Origin of the sequence: Varibaculum cambriense DSM 15806, assembly GCF_000420065.1 — a bacterium.
GTDB classification, from domain to species: Bacteria; Actinomycetota; Actinomycetes; order Actinomycetales; family Actinomycetaceae; genus Varibaculum; species Varibaculum cambriense.
On record NZ_ATUF01000009.1, the window covers coordinates 1 to 21,973 of the forward strand.

The following is a 21,973-nucleotide window of genomic DNA, read 5'->3' on the forward strand; positions in this document are numbered from 1 at the left end:
AGTTAATTTTAATGAGCGTGTCAAATGGCCAGGCCGAAACCTGTAATTATCCTGCAATCCCGAGGTTGCAGGTTCGATTCCTGTCGGGGGCGCCAGGTAAACCCAGGAAAAATAGGGTTTAACCGCGAAAATTTTCGCGGTTAAACCCCGAATTTCTCAAGCTTTGAGGCATCCAGTATCTGAGATTGTTCACCCCAGCAAACAGTTACGCGCCCAATCCTTGCGCCAAAATCTCTTTCGCGGCTGCCTCACATTCCTCGCTCGAAGGTCCTTCCCCGGCCGGCCAGAGCACCTTGCGGTAATAACGCAATTCCTGAATGGATTCGCGAATATCGGCGAGGGCGCGGTGTCCCCCATGCTTTTCGGGGGCGTGATAAAAGGCGCGCGGATACCAGCGTTTCGCCAGTTCTTTCACGGAAGAAACATCCACTATACGGTAATGCAAATGTGAAATTACCTGTGGCATTTCCTTTTCCAGGAACTGTTTATCAGTACCTACCGAGTTCCCGGCCAGCAGCGCCTGCCCCTTTCCCGGCACGAAACGTTTGATATAGTCCAAGACCTGTTTTTCGGCCTCGGCCAGATCGAGCGCTGCCGGAGATTCCAGTTCCGCCAGCAAACCGGACTTACTGTGCATCTCGCGCACAAAATCCCCCATATTTTCTAAGGCGCCCGCTCTAGGTTTAATCAGCAGATCGATTCCCTCGTCCACGATATTGGTTTGCCCATCGGTGATAATCACTGCCACCTCTACCAGGCAATCTTGTTCTAAATCCAGGCCGGTCATTTCGCAATCGATCCACACTAACGGATCTTTCAGGTTATTCGTCATACCTTTACCCTAGTCCATCGAGCTTTTGATGCCAGATAGCGAAAGGGCGACGCACCTGAAAGAAAAATCCCGATAGGTTATTAACTATTGATTTTAGGAGGAGTAATGACCACAGTTACCGCAAAAGATATAGAGGTAGCTGCCGGGGTATTAGCCAAGGTAGCTACGAAAACTCCGCTACAAAAAAGCGAGCGTTTAAGCGCTGAAGTTGGGCGTCCGGTTTATTTAAAACGCGAAGATCTGCAGATTTGCCGCTCCTTTAAAGCGCGGGGCGCCTATGTGCGCATGGCAGCCATGGATGAGGATGAACGCGCAGCCGGGGTGGTGTGTGCTTCGGCGGGTAACCATGCCCAAGGTGTCGCCTATGCCTGCGCGCACCTGGGAATACAGGGTACGATTTTCTTGCCGGCCTCCACTCCGCGGCAAAAACGCAAGCGGATCTCCACTATCGGGGGTAAATGGGTAGAGCCGGTAATCGTTGCCGGGGACTTTGACGAAGCCAATCGGGTGGCCGGAGAGGCAGCTAAGGATGGGGGCAAAGTCTATGTACACCCCTACGATGACCCCTACACAATTGCTGGTCAAGGCAGCATCGCAGTGGATTTAGATTCCCAACTGCCAGAAGATACCGATATGGTTTTGATCCCGGTGGGAGGCGGCGGATTGATCGCGGGAATGGCCACTTGGATGAAAGCCCATCGCCCCGGTATCCGGATCGTGGGGGTGGAATCTGCAGGAGCTGCCTCAATGAAAGCAGCACTGGAAGCCGGGAATCCGGTTTCCCTGGATCGGGTAGATTCCTTCGTAGATGGTACCGCGGTCGGCAGAGCTGGGGATTTAACCTACCAAGTGGTGCGGGACCTGGTCGATGACATTGTGGTGGTTCCTGAGGGCGCGGTTTGTACCGAAATGCTCGACCTCTACCATTCCGAGGGAGTAATTGCCGAGCCTGCCGGGGCACTCGCTTCTGCGGCCGCGCGCAACTTCTTGCCACAAATCCCCAATGGCTCCGTGGTCTGTCTGGTTTCCGGAGGAAATAATGACCTGTCGCGCTACGCGGAAGTAACCGAGCGTTCCGGGCGTTATGAAGGTTTGCGCCACTATTTCTTGGTGACTTTCAACCAGGAGCCAGGGGCTTTGCGTTCATTCCTAAATGATGTGCTTAGCGAAGGCGAAGACATTATTTACTTCCAGTACACCAAGAAGAATAACCGGGATACTGGACCGGCTTTGGTGGGGATTGAACTCCCAGATCCCACCGACATTAAGGGGCTGCGACGTCGGATGGCGGCCTCTCCCCTGCAGGTGCAAGAGATAGATCCGTCCTCCCAGATCTTCAAGATTTTGGTTTAGTTACAGCCAGCTTACGATAGATAACCGTTAGCGAGGAGTAGCTCCATAACTGCTGAAACCCAATATTTAGGGGGCTAGGCTGCCAGTATTACCTGGCGACCTAGCCCCCTTAACTATGGCGCTTGCGCTGTTAACGGTTACTTCGCGGTCTTGGCACCCTCATCTTGAGCAGAGACCGCCCGAGAAATCGCGTCATTTAGAGACTTTTGGGCTTCGCCATACTTTGTCCAGTCCCCTGCTTTCATCGCGCTATCTGCATCCGCCATCGCCTTCTTGGCATCCTGCAGCGCAGTGTTTAGTTTCTCTTGCGCGCTGGGGGCTTTAGCTACAGGTTCTCCTGGTTTACCTTTCGCGACCGGGGCGTTCTTATTGCCATCATTAGAGGCAGTTACTGCCCCGGAGTCTCCCCCGAATACCTGATCTAAGGCTTCTTTAAGGGTAGGAGCAAACCCGACCTTGTCACCGAAGCCAACCAATACGCTTCTGAGCTGCGGATACTGGGTGGTACCAGTGGATTGTACATACACCGGTTGCACATAGAGCAGGCCGCCGCCTACTGGCAAAGTCAGCAGGTTACCACGGATAACCCGGGATCCTTGCTGGTCTTGCAGGTTCAGTTCCCGGTTGACTTCCGGATCCGAGTTGAAGGTGTTTTGTACCTGCCCGGGACCGGGCACCGTGGTGTCCGAAGGCAAGGCCAGAAGTCGCATCTTGCCGTAGCCTTTGCGGACTTTACCTTTCTCATTACCGGTTTCGGAATCCACCGCTAGGAAGCCGGCCATCGCGGCGCGCCGGCCTTCACCACCGGGGATAAACACGGACGTCAAAGAGAACTCGGCGCTGCCCTGATCGGTGTTCTTGCCGGTAGGCATCTTCATCGTTAGGTAATAGGGCGGCTGCAGCTTGCCAGAACCCTCTAGGTCACGCGAGGTAGCCGTGGGATCTTCAGAGAGTTTCCACTGGTCACCGCCGGTATAGAACTCGGAAGGATTGGTTACGTGGTAGTTAGCTAGCAGCGAGCGCTGGGCTTTAAAGTAGTCCTCAGGGTATCGCAAGTGGCTCATTAAATCCCCGCTAATCTCCGAAAGCGGCTTGATTTGACCGGGGTAAATCTTTTGCCACGCTTTCAGGATCGGATCCTCTTTATCCCACTGGTACAGCTGGACCGAACCATCATAGGCATCCACCACGGCTTTCACCGAGTTACGCATATAGTTCACGTTATTTTGTACCGCGAACTGACCGGTTTTAGCAGTAGCGGTATCCGCGGTGGCATCCGTGAGATTGATGTGCTGGGAATAGGGATAGGAATCGGTGGTGGTATAGGCGTCCACGATCCACACCAGACGTTTCTTGGCGCCTTTCTTGCCATCCATATTCACGATCGCAGGATATGCCCGCGAATCCAAAGTGAGATAGGGGGCAACTTTGGCTACCCGCAGCGCCGGGTCACGATCGTAAAGAATCTGCGACTTGCTGTTGATCTGATCAGAGAAGAATAGGTCAGTAGAACGGAACTTCAAAGCATAAAGCACCTTGTTCAAGAAGTTTCCAACCTGAGGCCCGCCGTCACCATCGAAAGTGGTGTAAACCTGCTGGTTATTCTTGGCGTCCTGGTAATCCAACTCTTTAGGATCAGACCCCTTGGGAGCACCCACAATGGAATACAGCGGGGATGCCTGCGAGAAATAAATACGTTTCTCATAGTCTCCGATTTCCCCATATTCCTTAGCCGACAGGGAGGATTCCCAATAGGAGGGCAGCCCCTCGGAGGTTACCTGGTTACCATAGGCGGCCACTACCCCGAAACCGTGAGTGTAAACTGTGTGGTCATTTACCCAGTTACGTTGGGAATTAGCCAAACCATTCAAGTTAATATCGCGCACCGCGATCACGGTGTCCCGCTTTTCCCTCTTCCCGTCTTTACCTGGGAAGTTATAGCGGTCAACCGCGAACTGATCCGGGAAAGAATAGTAAGGACGTGACTGTTTCATCTGCCGCACTGCCGGAGAAATAACTTCCGGATCAAGTAGACGGATCTGTTGAGTAGAGTCCGCATCCTGACGTAGCTGGTTAGCGCTGGCTTCATTAGTGACCTGATCATAGGAAATCAGATCCAAATCTTTCATTCCAAACGCATCCAAAGTGGCCTTGATATTGCGGTCAATATATTGGCTTTCCAGCTCCCGCTCGTTAGGGCGCACCCGGAACTGCTGGATAATGAACGGATAGCCAACCCCGATTACCAGGGCAGAAACCACGGTTACCGCAATGCCCGCTGCTGGCAGATACCAGCCACCTCTAAAAGCTGCGAATACGAACAGAGCCGCCACAATCAAAGCGATAACCGCCAAAATCGTGCGTGCCGGAATAATCGCGTGCACATCGGTATACATAGCCCCATCGGTCGGCGAGTTTTGCCCATAGACCATGGTCCAACGGTCAATAACGTAGGTTATCCCTACCATTATCGAAGAGATCGCCAGCAAAATACCCATATGAATGCGGGCACCGCGAGTAGCTTTCGCTTTGGGAGTTACCGTCATTGCCCCCAACACGTAATAGGAAATCAGACAGGCAACTAGCGAAACACCCAACAGAGTCAGCAAGAAGGTAACCGTCATATCGATTAACGGCAGACGGAAGACGAAGAAAGAAATATCGAAACCGAATTGGGGATCTTTCTTCCCGAAAGAACCGCCAGTAATCGCTACCAGCACCTGCCGCCAACTAGCAGCCATCCCGGTTGCCAGGAATAGGGCAATCAAGGCCGGAATTCCTAAGAAAATACCGCGGTGATACCGGGTAATAGTAGAACGATAAGAGCGTATAGAGGAAGCTATGGTTCCCATTTCTGGGCGGTTACGGTAGGAAATCTGCAAGTTGACCGCCAAAATTGCCCACGCAATCAGGAAAGCCACTATAAACATTCCCCCCGCGGCAATCCACTGGGTAAGCAGCACCCGCAAATACCCGGTCTGGCGATACCACAAGATTTCGGTCCACACTGTCGAAGCCACCAGCAGCAACACCACCAGCACTACGATTACGCCAATAGCGATACCCAGGGGTCCGGGTTTCTTAAACTTTATTTTCGGTAAAGGTAACTTTCCATTGCCGCCAGCTCTCCCAGAGCTGCCGCGACCGTTTCCCCCGCCTTTACCGGCCCCAAATCCGCCGGGAAAGCCGGGAAAACCACCGTCTTTGCCGCCGCCGAAGCCAAGATTTCCAAATAAATCGTTACTCACAAGCCCCTCCGGGTATTGCTGAACATCTGCTTATCGCATTCTTTCACGTTTGTGGTTATTACTCACCCCGGAAAGTGGACTAGCCGCAACCTTGGCGAAGATGGCAACATAGCAACATGAACACTTCACCGGATTTATCTTCCACGCAATTATCACTGCGCTTAGCGGTTTCCTCTCTAGAAAAAGATGTGGCACAGCTGGGATGGGATCAATCCCCGAGCCTATTTGCGCTGGTACCTACCCAGGCGATTTTCCCGCAACTAGAAGCGGAAATGGAACCAACCCAGGCAGAGCAATTGCGCGCAGCATTATCAGAAAATCCGCAGCACCTGACCGCCGTCCTTCAAGATCACTTGCCACCCGCAGACCTAATGGAGACTCTGGCGCATCTAGTTTTTGGCGAGGACGTGGCAGGAGTGGCGGTCGCAATGGAACGTTTTTTGGTTTCCCCCCAAGCCGATGCCGAAGCGCCTACCGATCCTAAAGAGCGCGAAAAGTTTTTACTTGCCCATCCCAGCCGCCAGGACGTGCGGATCGTGGCCGCCGCTACCCGCGATGGCAACACCTGGTGTGCAAGCCGCGCACGCAGCGAAGACAGCGACGATATGGTAGCGCAAGGCGACAATATCGTTCCGGAACTGCTGGAAGTGTTGAAAGCGATGTTGGTAAGCGATGCCGAACTAGCGGAGCTAACTAGTGAGCCGGGCAGCGAGGCAGATTCTTAAGATTATTGGTCGCGATTTGCGCGCTAATTTGACGTGCCTGCTGCAAATCCTGTACCGGTACTGCCCGGATTCCTTTCATGGGTTTTACCTGCGCGCAATTTGATCGGGGTAGCAAAAACCAGTGGGCACCGTCTGCCTTAGCACCTGCCATTTTTTGGGGAATCCCCGAAATTGCCAGTACCTGTCCCCCATAAGAAATCGCACCGGTACCGGAGATCTCTTTCCCGCCGGTCAGTGACTTGGCAGTCATTCGGTCGATTATCCCTAGCGCAAACATGGTTCCCGCCGAGGGGCCTCCCACCTCTTGGAGGGCAATTTTAATATCTACCGGCAGTTTCGCTTGGGGATCTAGATAGATACCGAGTTGGGAGCCACGGCGCCCATCAGTAGGTTTGCGGGTTTTCCCATTAATCAAGAGGTTTTTTCCCGAACGCTGCACCTTAAACTGGAGGGACGTTCCCGGCGGCGCGCCCTCTAAAATATCAAAAAGTGTATTAGCCTGGTTCAACTCCTGAGTTTTTCCCTGGAAGGTGACTTCCTGCAAAATATCGTTCTCTTTAAGTTTCCCCCGGAAATCGGAGTCCTCCCCCACGCCGGTAACTTTAAACTTGGCCGGAACTTTATATCCCAGCTCGCTAAGCGCCGCCACTTTGGCGCTCAGTTGCGAATCCTCCATTTGCGCCTGGGAAACCTGCTGTACCTGTTTGGCAGTAGCTCCCGCAGGGTAAACCGCTGATTCGGGTAATACTTCACTATCTGACCGCATTTTCGCCAGCAGGACTTCCGCGTAGGTAACGTGAGTTCCCGGACCTCCCCGCAGGGAAACGGTTACCATCCGTAACTGACCTTTGGTGGGATAGGTTTTACCCCCCGTGACTTTAATGATTTGCCCGTGACCGGACTGGGCGCCAAGAACGTTGAAAGTTGGGCCGGGAGATTCAATGACGTAGGGCGCGCGAACGGCAAATCCTAGAATCAAGAATCCGATAACTGACAATGCCATCATGGCTGTCCCGATTCGTCCTTGCCGGCGCGACTTTTCAGTACGTTTCCCCGTCACGCTTACTCCTTCCCGAGATTTGAAAATCGGCTTTGCCCAAGGCGAAACTATCTCGCGTACCTAGTACCCAGCTCCCAATACCCGATACCCTTAAGTAACGTAGTCTATTTTAGGGGGGTGTGCAGCACTTGAGCGAAGCTAATGGTGAGGAGCAGCGACCAGAATGGTTCCAAATGCTCAAGAAAATGCTGGGGGAAGAGGCCGCTGAGGACGCCTTCCAGCAACTACAAGCAAGTGGAATCGACCCCGAAAAGCTGGCCGGCGGAGCAATGCCTTTTCCTTTCCCCGGCGGATCCGGCTTCGGAGCCAGTCAACTAAAACAGTTTTTTACCCCCCGCAAAGAGGCCGTGAATTGGGACGCGGCCGTGGAAGTCGCGGCCTCTCGGCTTCCCAGTTTTGCTCCCACTAGCGCAGCGCAGGCGCAAAAGATTCGCGAGCAGCTATCAGTAGCTGATTTGTGGCTAGACACGGTAACCACCTTGAGTCCGACCGCCAGCGAGCGGGTAGCTTGGACGCCCCGGGAATGGATCCAGGCGACAGTACCCGCTTGGCAGCGCCTAACCGAACCGGTAATTGCCAATGTGGTACGGGCCTTCACCGAGGCTATCGCAGAACAATTTGAGCGACAGGGAATCGACCCAGAAGAGATGAAAGCTTCGGCCGCGATTCCGGGGATAGGACAAATTATCGGCCCTATGGATCCCGATTCCTTGCTAAAGAACCTGGCAGCTGGCTTGTTCGCCGTGCAGATTGGGCAAGCTATGGGACAGATAGCGCAAGTCGCTTTCGGCTCTACCGATATCGGTATTCCTTTGGCGAAAGAAAAAATCATGGGATTAGTGCCGGTAAATATCGCGAACTTCGCCCAGGATTTAGAGATCACCGAGGAAGAAATCGGCCAATACCTGGCGGTACGCGAGGCTGCCCATGCGCGTCTTTTCCATTCCGTTCCCTGGCTGCGCCATAAGCTATCTCGGCTGATTGCCCGCTATGCGCAAGAAATCCGGATCGATCCGGAGGCTATCGACCGGTCAGTGCGGGATTTGCAAGACCGCCTGCAAGAACAATTCGGAGAGCAAGAAGGCTTAGTCGGCCTACCTTTGGGGAACTTTGATCCCGCCAATTTAGGGTTGGGACTGCCGGTAGATATTTTTGCTTCTGAAGAAACCGCTACCCAGCGACAGGCAATGGAGGATTTGCAGACCGTCTTGGCGCTAATCGAAGGGTGGGTGGATGAAGTCTCTACCCGCGCCTGTATGCCTAATCTTGCCCACGTCATCCAGTTAAGGGAATTGCTGCGCCGGCGGCGGGCGACTACTTCCCCCATAGAGAAAGTCTTAAAACCGCTCATCGGGATGGAACTTCGACCTAAGTACTCCCGACAAGCGGCCTCGCTGTGGTCACTGTTGCTCAACGAGCAGGGAATGCAGCAGCGCGATCAGGTCTGGTCGCATCCCGATATGATTCCCACCCTGCAAGATTTAACCGATCCAGAAAACTTCGTTGCCCGAAGCGGGAAAGAACCAGAAAAGGATCAGGTAGACCAGGATTTAGATTCCCTGCTTTCTGGCACTTTGGGCTGGGCGCAAGGATTAACTCCCGAGGTAGATTCGCAAGGCGATCAACTGGTAGGGGGCAATCAGGAGACAGAAACCGAACCCGACGGGGCTAGCAAGGATCAAAATGGTGAGGATGCTAGCCACAGAGATAATGAGGGTGAAAACGATTCCCCATCAGCAGATACAGATAAATAAACTTTAATAATAAATTATCCACAGATTTAAGCTCACTCTAGCGCCGACGTTTTTTCTGCTGGAATGCTGGAAGCATGAAATTGATTAACGGCTCGGTGATGCTGCTTCGTTCCGGCGGTCAAGCACAATTTGGCACCGGAGGACGTAATGGCTTCGTAGTTAAAGGACTCAGCCCAGTTCATATCGCCATTCTCAAATGGCTTTTTGAGAAACAAAATTGGTACAACTCGCATCTAGAGCGCCGTTTTCCGGAAAATAAAAAAGAGGTCAAGGAGGTTCTGCAAATACTGGCGGACGGGGGTCTAGCTGCCAAGCATCAGGTACCAGACGGGGATTGTGCCAGTGCCTTCCACCTCTTTGGCTCGGATGCCGCGATTAAGCGCCGCGAGCAGGCGTTAGTGGGAATCAGCGGACTGGGGCCTTTAGGAATTACGCTAACTCGGAAGCTAGTGGCGTGCGGGATTAAATCATTTATTCTGCGGGATAAGAGCCAAGTAAAAACCCGTGATCTATGTGTTTATAAAGATGAGTATCTGGGAGCTGTCCGGCAAGATGTAGCTCCCTTAGTATTGGGAGTTAACAAGCAGCTCCCCAATAAAGCGGTTACTGTCGAAGTTGCGATTAGTTCCTACCTTACTAATCCCGCCTGGGCAAAAGCCTGCATTAATAGCGGAATACCTCATTTGCCGATTATTAAGCGGGAAACCGAGATTGAAGTCGGTCCTTTATTTATTCCCGGGCGTACCTGCTGCCTACACTGTCAGCATTTAGCCAAACGCGACGCTGATCCGGAATGGCCCCGAATAGCAGCCCAATTGACGTGCGCTGCTCCGGTAATGGCCGATACCTCCCTAGCCGAATACGCCAGCGCTTTTGCAGTCCGCGAAATATTGAACTATCTGTCGGGACTCCCGCTATCTCTAACCGGCGCATCTTGGATTTTCAGTCTCGCCGACCCCCTGCCCCAGCTGCGACAATGGCAACCCCACCCGCAGTGCGGTTGCGTACGGGACTAGTCAGATAAACCTGACAGGTATTCGTGAGCCACCTGCTCGGGATCTGCTCCTCGTAAAATTCTTAAAACCGCCGCCCCGAACTGTTCTAACTTGACCGGACCGATTCCTCTAAGTAGCGACAGCTGCTTTAGGGTTTGCGGTTTAGCAGTGGCAATATCGCGCAAGGTGGTATCCGAAAACACGGTATAAGCCGGTTTGCCCTGCCCTTGAGCCACCATGAGTCTCCACTGCCGCAAACACTCAAAACACTCTTGTTCTTCCGGGCTGGCCTCTTTTAAAAATCGTTTGGTATCTTGACGCGTGCTAGGAGTCCGCACGGTTTTCACCGCGGATTCTTCCCGCGGCCACACGGGAGAGAAAAACCGGGAACAGGCGCGGGTGGCCTTGCGATCTAGCGAACGCTTCTGCGCATAGCTAACGAATAGTTCATCGCGCGCCCTGGTTACCGCTACATAAGCCAGGCGACGTTCTTCTGTCAGCTCTTTTACGGATTTAGCTTGGGTAATCGGCAATAGCCCCTCGCTAACTCCCACTAGGAAAACAGTTTTCCACTCTAAACCTTTAGCAGAATGAATAGACGCCAAAGTGACTCCTCCGCCAGAAGGATCGAGCTGTGCCTCGGCAAGTTCCTGCCATTCTTGCACCAAAGAGGCCAGCGACAATCCCGCCGCCTCTTTGAGCTGTGCCTGCGCCACCAGGGCATTTAACGCCTCCCAACGGTCAAGAAGTGCGCCCTGAGTGGCAGGAGCCTGCAGTGACCATCCCAGAGGACGAGCTAGTTCCGCCACGATTTCTCCGGGGTTGCCTTGCGCTCCCCGGCGGGCAATCAGGCTGGCCTGTTTTAGGAGGGCGGAAATTTCGGGGCGTTTAAAGAATCCTTTTGTCCCGCGCACCCAATATTTCACCTCCTGGTGCGCCAAAGCCACTTCAAACAGGCTGGATTGAGCATTGGTACGAAACAGCACCGCAATATCACTAGCAGGCGTGCCCGCTGTGATCCGTTCCTTAATCCTTTTGGCGATAGCGGCGGCCTCGGCCTCATCATCGGGGTAGCGCTCGAAATGCACCGCACTACCAGACTCGCGCATCGAAGTGAGCTTAACCGCCTGTTTCTTGGTTTCTTTATCTCGGTTAACTAAGCCATTCGCCAAAGAAACAATCTGGGGGGTGGAGCGATAATCTCGAGAAAGAGTAACCGTGTGGGCACCGGGATATTCCTGCGCAAATTTCACCAAGTATTCCGGAGTGGCCCCGGCAAAAGAATAAATGGTTTGCGCCGCATCCCCCACCACGCACAGATCACGATTCGACTCCCCCAGCCACAGCTCTAAGAGGTGTTTTTGCAGTGGAGAAATGTCTTGATATTCATCTACCACGAAGAAACGATATTGGGAGCGGATCTGCCCGGCAATATCAGGACGCTCCTCGATCATTCCACAGGTCAAAGCCAGTACATCCTCGAAATCGATAACGGATCGTTCTTTTTTGGCCTCGCTATATCCGCGCAAAATATCAGCCATATCGTAAGTGGAGATCCCAGCTGGAGGTTGTAGCCCGGTGGTTTTTACCCATTTTCCATAGTCCTCGGGAGCAACCATACTCACCGCGGCCATTTCAATCGCGGCGCAATAATCGCGCACCGCTGCCCGCTCTTTAGGGAGCCCTAGCCGGGAAGCTACCGCCCCTACCAGTGAAGATTTATTCTCTATTAGTTTGGGGAGCTGTCCGCCGACGGCGGTGGGCCAAAAATATCTAAGCTGTCGCAGAGCAGCCGAGTGAAAAGTTCGCGCTTGCACGCCCTCTACCCCGAGGAGCCTCAAACGCGCCGCCATTTCTGCGGCTGCCCGGACTGTGAAAGTCACCGCTAAAACCGAGTAGGGATGGTATACCCCGGTGCGCACCCCATAGGCGATGCGATAGGTAATCGCCCGGGTTTTTCCGGTACCCGCACCTGCCCGAATACATACGGGGCCACGCAAAGCCCGAGCGGCTTTTGCCTGATCAGGGTCTAAATGTTTTAAAAGTTCTTCTGCTTGCTCCACGTCAATCAGCTTAAAGGTTGTGGTCTTCGGGGCGAATAATTGGGCAGCCCAACCAGTTTTCAATCAAGTTGGAGGCGATTGTGGACGGTCCGGGAGGGCTGATTTGTCTGCTGGCTACTAACTCCATAAATTCGGCGCGGCTTACCCACAGCGCGCGGTCAATCTCGGCTTCATCCAAAATAAAATATGGGGTGCGGCAGCGAGCAGAAAATCCCAACATTAACGAACGCGGGTAAGGCCAGGGTTGGGAGGTAAGATAGCGGACTTCCTCGACTTCCAGCCCCACTTCTTCCCCGACTTCACGGTGAACTGCTCCCTCCAAAGATTCCCCGGCCTCTACATAGCCGGCAATCACCGAATAGAAGTTGCTCTCCCAAAGCGAGTTATGTGCCAGCAGCAGCCGGTCACCCTCATCATTTATCGCCACGATTACTGAAGGATCTTGCCGGGGATAAACGATGTCTCCACAACGTGGACAGTGCAGTTCCCAACCGGCGGCGGCTATCTCGAGCCGGGTGGCGCAACGCGAACAATAGTTGGTATCTAGGTGCCAGAGCCCCAAACAGGTCGCGTGAGTAGCGATCGCGGCATCTTGACCGTTTAAAAAGGCTCCCACTTGACGCAGAGGAATAAGGCGTAGGGAAGTTTCCGTGTGTTCGGCAATCCCCGCCAGTTCGTCATCGGTAATAAACAGGGCAACCCGGCTGGTGGCACCGGTTCTACCCAGATACCAGGCTTTGCCTGCTTGGTAGCGTTCTTCCCAGGACTGAAGTTGCCCTAAGAGCTGTCTCTCGGCGCCAGATATCCGGTAAAGGCTTCCGCTTCCGAAAGGAGCCGATACGTGAGAGCGAGAGGCTGCCATTTCCGGCCCCACACTGACTCCGGCGGTTAGCGGCAAGAGGACCCGACGCCGATCGGAGACCGCAAAAACTTCTGTCGCTGCCTCCCGCAGCAGGCTAGGTACATGTACGAACTGGCGGCACCCCGTATCCAGATCGATGCGATAACGCGAAAGAGCAGGACTATCCATAACCTCTAACCTATCCGTTTTAGACGCTGGGGGCATCCGGACGCTGTAGACCAGTAACCAGTTCTACAGCCCGGAAATTTGCGAGCGCCAGGCCGCACCGGCTTACCGGAGCTGACCAAAAAGCGCTCTGGTCTTAAGGGCAGCCATTTAGCCTCCCCCCCTGCCCCCAAATGTTGGAGAATATACCGGTCATCTATAATCGGTAACGTGAGCGAAGAAAAGTTTGTACGCGCTGATGGGCGCGCTTTTGACCAGATGAGACCGTTAAAGATTACCCGAGGCTGGGCACAGCAAGCAGAAGGATCAGTCCTGATTGACTGCGGAAATACCCGCGTCCTCTGCAATGCCTCCCTAACCCAAGGGGTACCGCGCTGGCGGCAAGATTCCGGCTTAGGATGGGTAACTGCCGAGTATGCGATGCTGCCACGCGCTACTGCGACCCGTTCAGGACGCGAATCGGTACGGGGAAAAATTGGAGGCCGCACCCATGAGATTTCCCGGTTAATCGGACGGTCTCTGCGAGCCATCGTGGATATGAGCGCTTTGGGGGAAAACACGATTGTACTGGACTGCGATGTGCTTAGCGCTGATGGCGGGACTCGCACTACCTCGATTACCGGCGCCTATGTGGCTTTGGTAGATGCCATCAAAGTAGGACAAGAAAAAGGATGGATTCGCCCCGGTAAAGTCTTATCGGATTCTCTTTGTGCGGTCTCGGTTGGTTTCATCGATGGAAATGCCCTACTGGATCTGCCCTATGAAGAGGATTCGCGTGCCGATGTGGATATGAATATCGTGGCGACCGGCTCGGGAAAGTTCGTAGAGATTCAAGGAACCGCCGAGGGGGAAGCTTTTGATCGCTCCCAATTCGGTCAGCTGCTAGATTTAGCCGCTAAGGGAATCCAAGATATTTCTGCTATTCAAGCGGAGGCTCTTTCGTGAAGCTACCGGCCGGTGCCCGTTTAATCCTCGCTACCCATAACCCCCATAAGGTACGCGAACTTGCCGAGATACTCTCTCCCCTGATTGCGGGTTTTTCCCCGGAAATGATAGTGGGAGCCGACGGATTAGGGATCGAAGAACCGGTTGAGGACGGGGTAAGTTTCACTGAAAATGCACTGATTAAAGCCCGTTTGGTGGCGCAAAAAACCGGCCTGCCGGCGGTTGCGGATGACTCGGGACTATGCGTAGACGTTATGGGAGGTGCGCCCGGGATATTTTCAGCCCGTTGGTGCGGCCATCATGGCGACGACCAAGCGAACCTTGACCTACTGCTGAGCCAATTGGCAGACGTACCCGCCGAAAATCGCGATGCCAGTTTCGTGTGCGCAGCAGTGCTGGTATCACCGGCTGGTTTAGAGCGACACTGCCTCGGGAAAATGAGTGGAAAATTGCTTACCGCTCCTCGCGGCGAAGGCGGATTTGGTTACGACCCAATTTTTCTCGCCGAAGGGCAGCAGCGTTCCAATGCGGAACTAAGTCCCAGTGAGAAGAACGCCCTGTCACATCGCGGTAAAGCCTTCCGCACCCTCGCCCCCGCGATCGCGGCCACTATCGAACTAGGTGGAAACATTACCCCTGCTCAAGCGCGCCCCTAAAGACGCCCTCCCAGGAAAAGCTATAGTTCGAAACGCATCCCAGAGCGAGCAATTTCGAGGTCTCCACGCCAGGTAGTTTTTGCTTCCTGTAGCGCAACCTCGGGATCTGTCCAGGGCTGAATATGGGTGAGCACTAACTTCTTGGTTCCTGAGTTCTGGGCTACCCGGCCGGCGCGATCCCCCGACATATGGATACCGCGAACCTCGTCCTCCCGGGTGAACCCGCATTCAGAAAGGAATAGATCCGAGTTGGTGGCAGCTTGTACCAAGGTGTCACACTCATCGGAATCTCCCGAGTAAGTGAAAACTGCCTCCCCGTGCTTGCCGGGCCCGGTCACTTGGAAAGAAAAAGCCGGAACCGAGTGCCAAGCTGCAAAAGGCTTGATTCGGAAGGGACCCACATTAAATTCTCGTCCCTGCTTTATATGGTGAAATTCGAACTCCGAGCTGAAATCGTCACGGGGACTAAACCCGTCTAAGCCGCGCACCCGATCCTTTATTCCCTTGGGAGCGAACACGGGAATCGGACCTAACGCTCCCCGGGGATGCCAACGCCTATGCACCTGCATAGACACAATATCTGAACAGTGGTCGGCATGCAGGTGCGAAAGTACTACCGCGTCCAATTTCGTAGGATCCGTATAGTTCCACAGCTGCCCGAAAGACCCCGGACCGAGATCAAAAACTACGGAATAAGTGTGGGGAAGACCCAGCGAGTCAGTTCCTTCTGCCTGTAAGAGATAGCAGGATGCCGGGGAGGCCGGACCGGACATGGAACCGGTTACCCCCACCACTGTCAGGATCATTTGGTGATCTCCTCTTCTTTGATTCCGTTAAAGTTAGCCCCCATAATTCGAGAGGCCAGGGCGATAAAACTTTCTTTAGTTTCGGTGCAGATAAACTGGTGATCGGCTTTTTGTGCCCCAAAGGGACGCAACATTTTTTCTTCTACCAATTCGCCATAAACCTTTCTGGCCACTGCGGAGGAAGAAGAAATGAGGGACACGTTTTCTCCCATGAAATAAGAGATTGGTCCTTCTAATAGCGGATAGTGAGTACAGCCCAGCACTAAGGTATCTATTCCCGCTTCTTTCAGGGGGGTTAAATATTCTTCGGTGACATCGAATAGTTCCTGGGAGGCAGTAATGCCTTCTTCGGCGAATTCTACGAAACGCGGGCAGGCTTGGGTGAAAACTTCCGCCCCCATGCCAGAGAGTTTACGCTGATAAACTCCAGATTCAATGGTGGCACGGGTGCCGATTACCCCAATCTTGCCGTTACGAGAACGAGTGACCGCGTGTTCAACTGCCGGTTGCACCACTTCTACTACTGGAATCCCTTGCTGCTCTTGATATCGAATCCGCGCCTCATCCAAGACTGCACATGAGGCAGTATTGCAGGCGATAACCAGCATTTTTACCCCGGAGTCCACCAGGGAATCCATGATCGAGAGGGAATAGCCTCGCACGGTTTGCAGATCTTTCTCCCCGTAAGGGGTGTGGACAGTATCCCCTACGTAACGAATTTCTTCCCGCGGCAGCACATTTAGGACTGCGCGCGCAACCGTTAGTCCCCCAACTCCGGAGTCGAAAATACCAATAGCGGCTTCATTAGTCACAAAAAACAGCCTAGCTAGGCCGCGGCCAGCAATCTATCGCCTGCAGTAGTGAATCTTGCCACCCAGAGAGCCATTCATAAAAGGATGATACTAGGACTTCTTCAAATTTTTCATCCCGTGACTTAGATGCTACCTGCGGGTATTCGGAAGAATCTGCTTGTTCAGCTTCGTCATGATCACCCAGGTTAAGCTTGCCAGATATGGCCAGACGCACATCGTTTGTTCCGCTAAGCCAATCCCACTCTTGCCCGTTTTCAATCACGATCACCGGGCCGCTTTGCGTAGAAAGCAGAGAGTAGAGGCGATCCAGGCGTTCAGCTTTCTGGGTACGCAATTGCGAATCGGTCAAGTCGCGCATAGTTTGCGCGGTTGCCTGGTCTGCAGCTCCCGGCGGGAGTAAACGATCCAATGATGCGTTCTGGAGATGCACATCCCCGCCGGGGCTTTCTTCCTCGCCCTCCCCTAACATGGTGGTGATCTCAAAAGGCAATACCGGCGGATCTAGGAGGGTGCGCACTTCACAGATGGCTTGCAGGAACAGATCCCGTTCAACTGTCCCCATCTGACATTCCCACCCACCGGGAACGGGACGAAAGGCATTCATTGTTGATCCGGTCCGCCCAGGGTGGCGCGCAAACCATAACCGTGTAACGCCTGTACTAGGGCTTCCATTCTTTCGCGAGTGCCGGCGGCCACTTCCGTTTGCCCTTGGTTGAAAATCTCTAGCCGGGTGCGCTTAGCCTTTTCCCGCGACATTGAAAACTGGTGTGCTAACACTCTTTCTACGTATCGTGGCTGGTTAACTGGATCCCGCGAGATAGTAACCCGCCACTGCTGCAGGCGAGTACCGCCCGTGCGCTCCGGGGTACCCGGGTCAGATACCAGATCATTAACCATACGTCCAGACTATTAGGAAGGCGCAGGGAATGGAGGGTTTTGAAAAATAATTTTATTTGTGATTCTACAAGCTAACGAAAACCTTGTTTTCGCCCGCGAGGCGAAAACTGGATTATCAGCCATTTATGAGTATGCTGAAACCATGAGTTCTTCAGTGAATACCTCTTTGTTAACCGATATGTACGAACTGACCATGGTGGACGCCGCCTTGCAGTCAGGAACCTGGAATCGGGGAGCTATCTTCGAGCTATTTGGCCGGCGCCTTCCAGCGGCGCGTCGCTTTGGAGTGATGGCGGGCAATGCTCGCATTATTGAAGCGCTGGAACGTTTTGAGTTTTCAAGTGAAGAGATTGACTATTTATCGCGGGAAAAAATAGTTTCCGATGACTGCCTGGATTACTTGAAATCCTACCGGTTCCAGGGAAATATTCGTGGCTACACCGAAGGGGAATGCTATTTTGAATCCTCTCCCCTAATGCAGGTGGAAGGCACTTTCGCGGAGTGTGTTTTATTAGAAACCTTGCTGCTGTCGATTCTAAATCATGATTGCGCGGTGGCCAGCGCGGCCTCGCGGATGACTATCGCCGCTCACGGGAGGCCGTGTGTAGATATGGGAGCGCGACGCACCCATGAGCGCAGTGCAGTGTCAGCCGCCCGGGCTTCCTATATTGCTGGATTCAGAGGAACTTCCTGTCTAGAAGCCGGCAAACGTTATGGGATTCCTACTATCGGAACCGCGGCACACTCTTTTACTTTGATTCACGACTCTGAAGAGGACGCCTTCCGCGCCCAGCTAGCCAACTTGGGACCGGGTACTACCTTATTGGTAGATACTTACGATGTTCCGCGCGCAGTCGAGCGCGGGGTAAAACTGGCGCGGGAAGCTGGCGGAGAACTGGGATGTGTCCGTTTGGACTCTGGTGACCTGGTGGCGGAGGCTTTCAAGGTGAGGGCGCTACTGGATTCTTTGGATGCGCAAAGCACCCAGATTACGGTCACCAATGATCTGGATGAATACGCGATTGCCGCTCTTGGGGCGGCGCCGGTGGATTCTTATGGGGTGGGCACCAAAATGGTGACCGGTTCGGGTATTCCCACTGCGGCTTTGGTTTACAAACTGGTGCAGCGGGTCAATGAAGACGGCTCCATTCACGATGTTGCCAAACGTTCGACCTCTAAATCCACTTTGGGAGGACGCAAATTTGCGGGACGTGCCCGCGGCGAGGACGGATACGCCAGCGCCGAATTGGTGGTAGTCGCCGATAACGCCGAGCAGGCTGAGGCCGAGTTCGCGCGCCGCAACGCCCGCCCGTTACTAGTAGATCTGGTTACTGCCGGGAAGCCCAACCGAACTTATGTGGGCAAACAGGCGCTACAGGATGCTCAAGATCACCATATAAAGGTACGTAACGAGCTCCCTTATCAGGGCTGGAGACTTTCTGCCGGAGAAGCAGCTATTCCCACTGAGATTATTGATTTAACCGAGCGTGAGGACGAGGTAGAGGCACCCACCAGTGTAGATCCGCGCGGCTAGCGGGAGCCGGGACCGCGAAACGGCCAGTCGGGGCCGCCGGAGGCATCCATCTCTTTCTTGATCTCTACGCAGCGCGGACAGATCGGGTGGTTTCGCACCTCTCGGGTGGGCACCCAGACCTTGCCACAAAGGGCAACCACCGGCTGCCCGGTAAGTCGGGAGGTAGCCAGGCGATGAGCAGACACATAATGTGCGTAACGGTCTTTATCCCCGGGCTCTTGCCTACGAGTTTCGGGGCGTTCAAGTACTCCTACCCCACCCTCGGTCTGTCCCCTATCTGGATCCGATAAGCCGTTGCGCATTTCCATACTCTCAATCTTAACTACTCGAGACATATTTTTGTCGGTAGCTTTAGATTTAAGGGGGACAGCCGAGGCAATATTTGCTGACCGCGAAAGCATAGAGGGATAAAAGCAGTGATTAACTGCTGCGGAGAGTTTCTCTGATTTATTGCAGATATCGCACGAGGAGCCGGCAAGCGCCCTCAAAAATGTGAAGTACTGCGGTAGCTATTGACTAGCGGGGAAAAATCTTTGAAAATGAAAGGCGGCGTTCGCGCCAGTTGTTTTTTAACTTCATAGGGGTCGATCGGTTTCGACAGCTGGTATTGGTTGCAGAGAAGCGTGCCGAGAATGTGGAGTCATCTCGCTAACGTCCTTCACAAAACAATAAGTGCTAAACATAACCGCACTGACTTCGCTCTAGCTGCTTAAGCAGAGCCTTTAAAAGTCCGTCAGCTCCGGGGGTGCTTCTACCTCGGTTCCTGGCGTCGTTTTTTAGGAGCCACTGGCTGCAGTTTTCGTCAATGGGATTGCAGCGACACTTTACAGTGACTGAGCCTATAGAATCTCTAGTTTGCCAAGTAGATTCAGGCTGAGAAAAAGCTCAGGCAAACTGCGCACGGAGAAGAATGCAGGAGTACCAGTTGGACCGGGGTTCGATTCCCCGCGGCTCCACCACTAGGACGCTCATTTTGATACAAAGTGAGCGTCCTTTTTTTATGTTGCTGGGCACAGGATTGTGGCTTGCCAGCGCAAGTTTCTAGCTTTCGCTCACTCGCTCGCTTGCCTATACAGGAACCGCTAAAGTGGCGCGCTTAACGCTATTCCTAGCGGTCGGGCGCACGCTTGGTCTGAGGCGCTAAAAAGTCTTACTGGCGCTAAAAGATTTGTATAGTGAACAGACTTCTAGCTCCTTTTTCTATTTTCTACTGGTAGTCATGTGCGAGATCCGAGGCGTAGAGCATTTTAGCTTCCCCAGTTTGGCGGATGGCTTGGCGTACGTGTTTGCGTTTGAGGTCCAGTACGCGCAGCTGGCCGTCTACTTCTGCGATGGCTTCGATACGGCGGTATTGGGAACCGTGTCTTTCAGCGTAATCTGCTAGGCCGCGTAGTTTTGGTAACGCGTCAGCAAGGTGGTAGCCGTGTGGGTCAACGATGTCGCAGACGATTTCACCGTTTATCTCATGGAAGAAAAGGAAGTCTGGACGTAGGGCTTTCCACGCACCATTTTCTTGGTAGGCGATTGCGAGTGATTCATGTACGCCTCGGTCTGGGTTGCGATACCAGCCAAGGAAAGTTTCACGCTTTTCTTCGGTGCGAAGTACTTTTGTCTCCCAATCGTTTAGGTCGAGCGGATAGCTACCATTTTTCGCAACGAGTAGATGTTTCGTGTCGGTCGGTAGTTCGTTCTCACTGCCGTCTGCTTCACGTACTTTGGTGTCGGCTTGAGCCGCATGCGGTCTTTCCAGAGCTGTTGTTTCTGGTTGTTGTGCCATTCCTTCCAGGCGTTCGTATTCAGTCTTTTCTTCATCGCTCAGACTGGTTCTTGCCACACGTGTTTTCGTGAGCCATTCGCGCGCTATTTTGTCGGCTTCTGTCTCGAGGTCGACAACTACTTGGGGGTGCGGACGGATTGTTGGAGAGTGTTTTATGAATGTTTCGTATTCTTTGGAGCAGCGTCGGCAGGTGAAGCGTGCTGGGTTTTGTTCCGCTTCTTATACTGGGGTCAGCTTGCTGACCCGTGTTTGATTATACATATCGATGATGTCGGCTGGAGTGTGGTATCCGAGCGCTTCGTGTAGGCGCTCATTGTTCCACCAGTGCACCCAGTTCATGGTGGCGAACTCAACCTCTGTCAGTGATGCCCAGGGGTGGGAGTAGATCAGCTCAGCCTTGTATAGGCCGTTGACCGCTTCGGCTAGCGCGTTATCGTAGGAATCACCCACGGTCCCCGTGGAGGGCTTGATCCCGTAATCAGCCAGTTTCTCGTTATAGGCAATACTCGTGTACTGAGATCCGTGATCTGAGTGGTGGACCAAGCCAGACAGGTGCTCTTTAGCGTTCATGATTGCCTGCTCTAACGCCTCCAGCGGTAGAGCCTCGGTTTTCATTGAGGATCGCGTCGCCCAGCCTACAATCTTTCGGCTATAAACATCGGTTACGAACGCTGTATACACGAACCCGGATAGGGTTCGAACATACGTGATATCACCAACCCACAGTTTGTTGGGCCTACTGGCCGTGAACTGCCGATTCATCAAATCCGGGCGCAGATCCACAGCCTGTGACCCCCTGGTCGTGATCGGCGTGCGTCCCCGGCGAACACCAGCAATCCCAGCGATTTTCATGAGTCGAGCGACCTGGTCACGACCAATATCCCAGCCCGCGCGTCTGGCTGCATGCCACATCTTGCGAATACCATAGACGCCAAAATTGTGTGCGTGAATCTCGCGTAGTTCTTCAGTAAGAATCCGATCACGAATGCTTCTGGCGCTTGCTGGTCTGCTCTTGGCTAGCCGGTAGCCGCGAGAGGTAATAAACCCTCCTTCCAGACTCGCACCCAGTACCCGGCAAATCGGCTCGACCCCGAAACGACCCCTATATTCGTCAATATAAGCAATCATCATCGGACCGGACGGTCGAGCTCCGCTGCGAAAAAAGCCGAAGCAGTTTTCAAAATCTCATTCGCCCTACGCAGCTCCGCATTCTCGCGTTTGAGCCGTTTGATTTCCTCATGCTCTTCACGCGTGAGCCCCTGCCGCTCACCCGTGTTCACAAGATGCTGCTCATACCAGCGGCGCAGTGACTCGTTTGCGATCCCCAGCTTCGGCGCGATCTCATTAACCGCCCTCCACTGCGAACACGAACGATCAGCAGCCAACCGATCAGAAAGCAACCGCACCGCACGATCCTTAAACTCCTGAGAATACCTCTTAGACATATCCCTAATCCTCTCAAAAACGAGTAGGAACAAAACCCAGGACA

Annotated in this window: 19 protein-coding genes and 1 other RNA gene; 8 read left to right on the forward strand and 12 right to left on the reverse strand. The window is 53.5% G+C overall.

Annotated features, from left to right (window positions below; genetic code table 11):
- Nucleotides 1-205: 205 nt before the first annotated feature.
- A complete protein-coding gene (gene orn, locus F605_RS0108710; protein ID WP_022865488.1) occupies nucleotides 206-832 on the reverse strand; it encodes an oligoribonuclease in 627 nt (208 codons plus the stop codon).
- 105 nt (nucleotides 833-937) lie between these two features.
- Between orn and ilvA the strand changes: the two genes are divergently transcribed.
- The gene (gene ilvA, locus F605_RS0108715) at nucleotides 938-2,185 is read left to right on the forward strand and encodes a threonine ammonia-lyase IlvA (RefSeq protein WP_022865489.1); all 1,248 of its coding nucleotides are present in this window, start codon (nucleotides 938-940) and stop codon (nucleotides 2,183-2,185) included.
- 137 nt (nucleotides 2,186-2,322) lie between these two features.
- On the opposite strand, the gene F605_RS10695 is transcribed toward ilvA, so the two are convergent.
- Nucleotides 2,323-5,433 carry a UPF0182 family membrane protein gene (locus F605_RS10695; RefSeq protein ID WP_022865490.1) on the reverse strand — a complete coding sequence of 1,037 codons (3,111 nt, stop codon included), beginning with the start codon at nucleotides 5,431-5,433 and terminating at the stop codon, nucleotides 2,323-2,325.
- A 116-nt stretch (nucleotides 5,434-5,549) separates the two neighbouring features.
- Between F605_RS10695 and F605_RS10700 the strand changes: the two genes are divergently transcribed.
- Nucleotides 5,550-6,158 (forward strand): PPA1309 family protein, encoded by a 609-nt coding sequence (locus tag F605_RS10700; RefSeq protein ID WP_022865491.1) that lies wholly within the window; start codon nucleotides 5,550-5,552, stop codon nucleotides 6,156-6,158.
- Here the strand turns inward: F605_RS10700 and F605_RS10705 are convergent.
- Entirely contained in the window at nucleotides 6,127-7,218 is a 1,092-nt protein-coding gene (locus tag F605_RS10705; protein WP_022865492.1) for a YlbL family protein, read from the reverse strand. The genes F605_RS10700 and F605_RS10705 overlap by 32 nt on opposite strands.
- A 128-nt stretch (nucleotides 7,219-7,346) precedes the next feature.
- Between F605_RS10705 and F605_RS10710 the strand changes: the two genes are divergently transcribed.
- Nucleotides 7,347-8,972 carry a zinc-dependent metalloprotease gene (locus tag F605_RS10710; protein WP_156005368.1) on the forward strand — a complete coding sequence of 542 codons (1,626 nt, stop codon included), beginning with the start codon at nucleotides 7,347-7,349 and terminating at the stop codon, nucleotides 8,970-8,972.
- 74 nt (nucleotides 8,973-9,046) lie between these two features.
- Nucleotides 9,047-9,988: a hypothetical protein gene (locus tag F605_RS0108740; protein ID WP_022865494.1), complete on the forward strand. Its 942-nt coding sequence runs from the start codon at nucleotides 9,047-9,049 to the stop codon at nucleotides 9,986-9,988.
- Here the strand turns inward: F605_RS0108740 and F605_RS10715 are convergent.
- Together F605_RS10715 and nudC are read right to left on the reverse strand one after the other, a co-directional pair.
- Nucleotides 9,985-12,030: an ATP-dependent DNA helicase UvrD2 gene (locus F605_RS10715; protein WP_022865495.1), complete on the reverse strand. Its 2,046-nt coding sequence runs from the start codon at nucleotides 12,028-12,030 to the stop codon at nucleotides 9,985-9,987. The genes F605_RS0108740 and F605_RS10715 overlap by 4 nt on opposite strands.
- A 10-nt stretch (nucleotides 12,031-12,040) precedes the next feature.
- Nucleotides 12,041-13,060 (reverse strand): NAD(+) diphosphatase, encoded by a 1,020-nt coding sequence (gene nudC, locus F605_RS11160; protein WP_022865496.1) that lies wholly within the window; start codon nucleotides 13,058-13,060, stop codon nucleotides 12,041-12,043.
- 207 nt (nucleotides 13,061-13,267) lie between these two features.
- Here nudC and rph point away from each other — a divergent pair, with 207 nt between their 5' ends.
- Both rph and rdgB read left to right on the forward strand, forming a co-directional pair.
- Nucleotides 13,268-14,002 carry a ribonuclease PH gene (gene rph / locus F605_RS0108755; protein WP_022865497.1) on the forward strand — a complete coding sequence of 245 codons (735 nt, stop codon included), beginning with the start codon at nucleotides 13,268-13,270 and terminating at the stop codon, nucleotides 14,000-14,002.
- Nucleotides 13,999-14,658 (forward strand): RdgB/HAM1 family non-canonical purine NTP pyrophosphatase, encoded by a 660-nt coding sequence (rdgB, locus tag F605_RS10725; protein WP_022865498.1) that lies wholly within the window; start codon nucleotides 13,999-14,001, stop codon nucleotides 14,656-14,658. Before rph ends, rdgB begins: the two co-directional genes overlap by 4 nt.
- A gap of 20 nt (nucleotides 14,659-14,678) precedes the next feature.
- Here the strand turns inward: rdgB and F605_RS0108765 are convergent, their stop codons facing one another.
- From F605_RS0108765 to F605_RS10735, 4 genes are read right to left on the reverse strand one after another with little or no spacing between them, the layout of a single operon-like run.
- The gene (locus tag F605_RS0108765; RefSeq protein ID WP_022865499.1) at nucleotides 14,679-15,464 is read right to left on the reverse strand and encodes an MBL fold metallo-hydrolase; all 786 of its coding nucleotides are present in this window, start codon (nucleotides 15,462-15,464) and stop codon (nucleotides 14,679-14,681) included.
- A complete protein-coding gene (gene murI, locus F605_RS0108770) occupies nucleotides 15,461-16,276 on the reverse strand; it encodes a glutamate racemase (protein ID WP_022865500.1) in 816 nt (271 codons plus the stop codon). The genes F605_RS0108765 and murI overlap by 4 nt, the downstream gene beginning before the upstream one ends.
- Before the next feature lie 10 nt (nucleotides 16,277-16,286).
- Entirely contained in the window at nucleotides 16,287-16,838 is a 552-nt protein-coding gene (locus tag F605_RS11165) for a DUF2017 family protein (protein WP_022865501.1), read from the reverse strand.
- Nucleotides 16,839-16,876: 38 nt separating this feature from the next.
- A complete protein-coding gene (locus F605_RS10735; protein WP_022865502.1) occupies nucleotides 16,877-17,173 on the reverse strand; it encodes an ATP-dependent Clp protease adaptor ClpS in 297 nt (98 codons plus the stop codon).
- A 142-nt stretch (nucleotides 17,174-17,315) separates the two neighbouring features.
- On the opposite strand from F605_RS10735, the gene F605_RS10740 reads away from it, so the two are divergent.
- A complete protein-coding gene (locus F605_RS10740) occupies nucleotides 17,316-18,707 on the forward strand; it encodes a nicotinate phosphoribosyltransferase (RefSeq protein ID WP_051132170.1) in 1,392 nt (463 codons plus the stop codon).
- Here F605_RS10740 and F605_RS0108790 read toward each other — a convergent pair.
- Nucleotides 18,704-19,009, reverse strand: coding sequence for a DUF3039 domain-containing protein (locus F605_RS0108790; RefSeq protein WP_027723737.1), 306 nt, complete (start codon nucleotides 19,007-19,009; stop codon nucleotides 18,704-18,706). The genes F605_RS10740 and F605_RS0108790 overlap by 4 nt on opposite strands.
- 278 nt (nucleotides 19,010-19,287) lie before the next feature.
- On the opposite strand from F605_RS0108790, the gene ssrA reads away from it, so the two are divergent.
- Nucleotides 19,288-19,666: a transfer-messenger RNA gene (gene ssrA, locus F605_RS11355) on the forward strand.
- Nucleotides 19,667-19,914: 248 nt separating this feature from the next.
- Here ssrA and F605_RS0108795 read toward each other — a convergent pair.
- Nucleotides 19,915-20,541, reverse strand: coding sequence for a hypothetical protein (locus F605_RS0108795; protein WP_022865505.1), 627 nt, complete (start codon nucleotides 20,539-20,541; stop codon nucleotides 19,915-19,917).
- Between the two features lie 162 nt (nucleotides 20,542-20,703).
- A protein-coding gene (locus F605_RS0108800) for an IS3 family transposase (RefSeq protein ID WP_102184270.1) occupies nucleotides 20,704-21,929 on the reverse strand; the annotation gives its coding sequence in 2 pieces (ribosomal slippage) (nucleotides 20,704-21,650 and nucleotides 21,650-21,929; 1,227 coding nt in all).
- Nucleotides 21,930-21,973 lie beyond the last annotated feature (44 nt).

What these genes read in the sequence shown, in the direction of transcription:
- orn (WP_022865488.1), bottom strand. Translation starts at nt 832, where the DNA reads ATGACGAATAACCTGAAAGATCCGTTAGTGTGGATCGATTGCGAAATG.
- ilvA (WP_022865489.1), top strand. Translation starts at nt 938, where the DNA reads ATGACCACAGTTACCGCAAAAGATATAGAGGTAGCTGCCGGGGTATTA.
- F605_RS10700 (WP_022865491.1), top strand. Translation starts at nt 5,550, where the DNA reads ATGAACACTTCACCGGATTTATCTTCCACGCAATTATCACTGCGCTTA.
- F605_RS0108740 (WP_022865494.1), top strand. Translation starts at nt 9,047, where the DNA reads ATGAAATTGATTAACGGCTCGGTGATGCTGCTTCGTTCCGGCGGTCAA.
- nudC (WP_022865496.1), bottom strand. Translation starts at nt 13,060, where the DNA reads ATGGATAGTCCTGCTCTTTCGCGTTATCGCATCGATCTGGATACGGGG.
- F605_RS0108765 (WP_022865499.1), bottom strand. Translation starts at nt 15,464, where the DNA reads ATGATCCTGACAGTGGTGGGGGTAACCGGTTCCATGTCCGGTCCGGCC.
- F605_RS11165 (WP_022865501.1), bottom strand. Translation starts at nt 16,838, where the DNA reads ATGGGGACAGTTGAACGGGATCTGTTCCTGCAAGCCATCTGTGAAGTG.
- F605_RS10735 (WP_022865502.1), bottom strand. Translation starts at nt 17,173, where the DNA reads ATGGTTAATGATCTGGTATCTGACCCGGGTACCCCGGAGCGCACGGGC.
- F605_RS10740 (WP_051132170.1), top strand. Translation starts at nt 17,316, where the DNA reads ATGAGTTCTTCAGTGAATACCTCTTTGTTAACCGATATGTACGAACTG.
- F605_RS0108790 (WP_027723737.1), bottom strand. Translation starts at nt 19,009, where the DNA reads ATGCGCAACGGCTTATCGGATCCAGATAGGGGACAGACCGAGGGTGGG.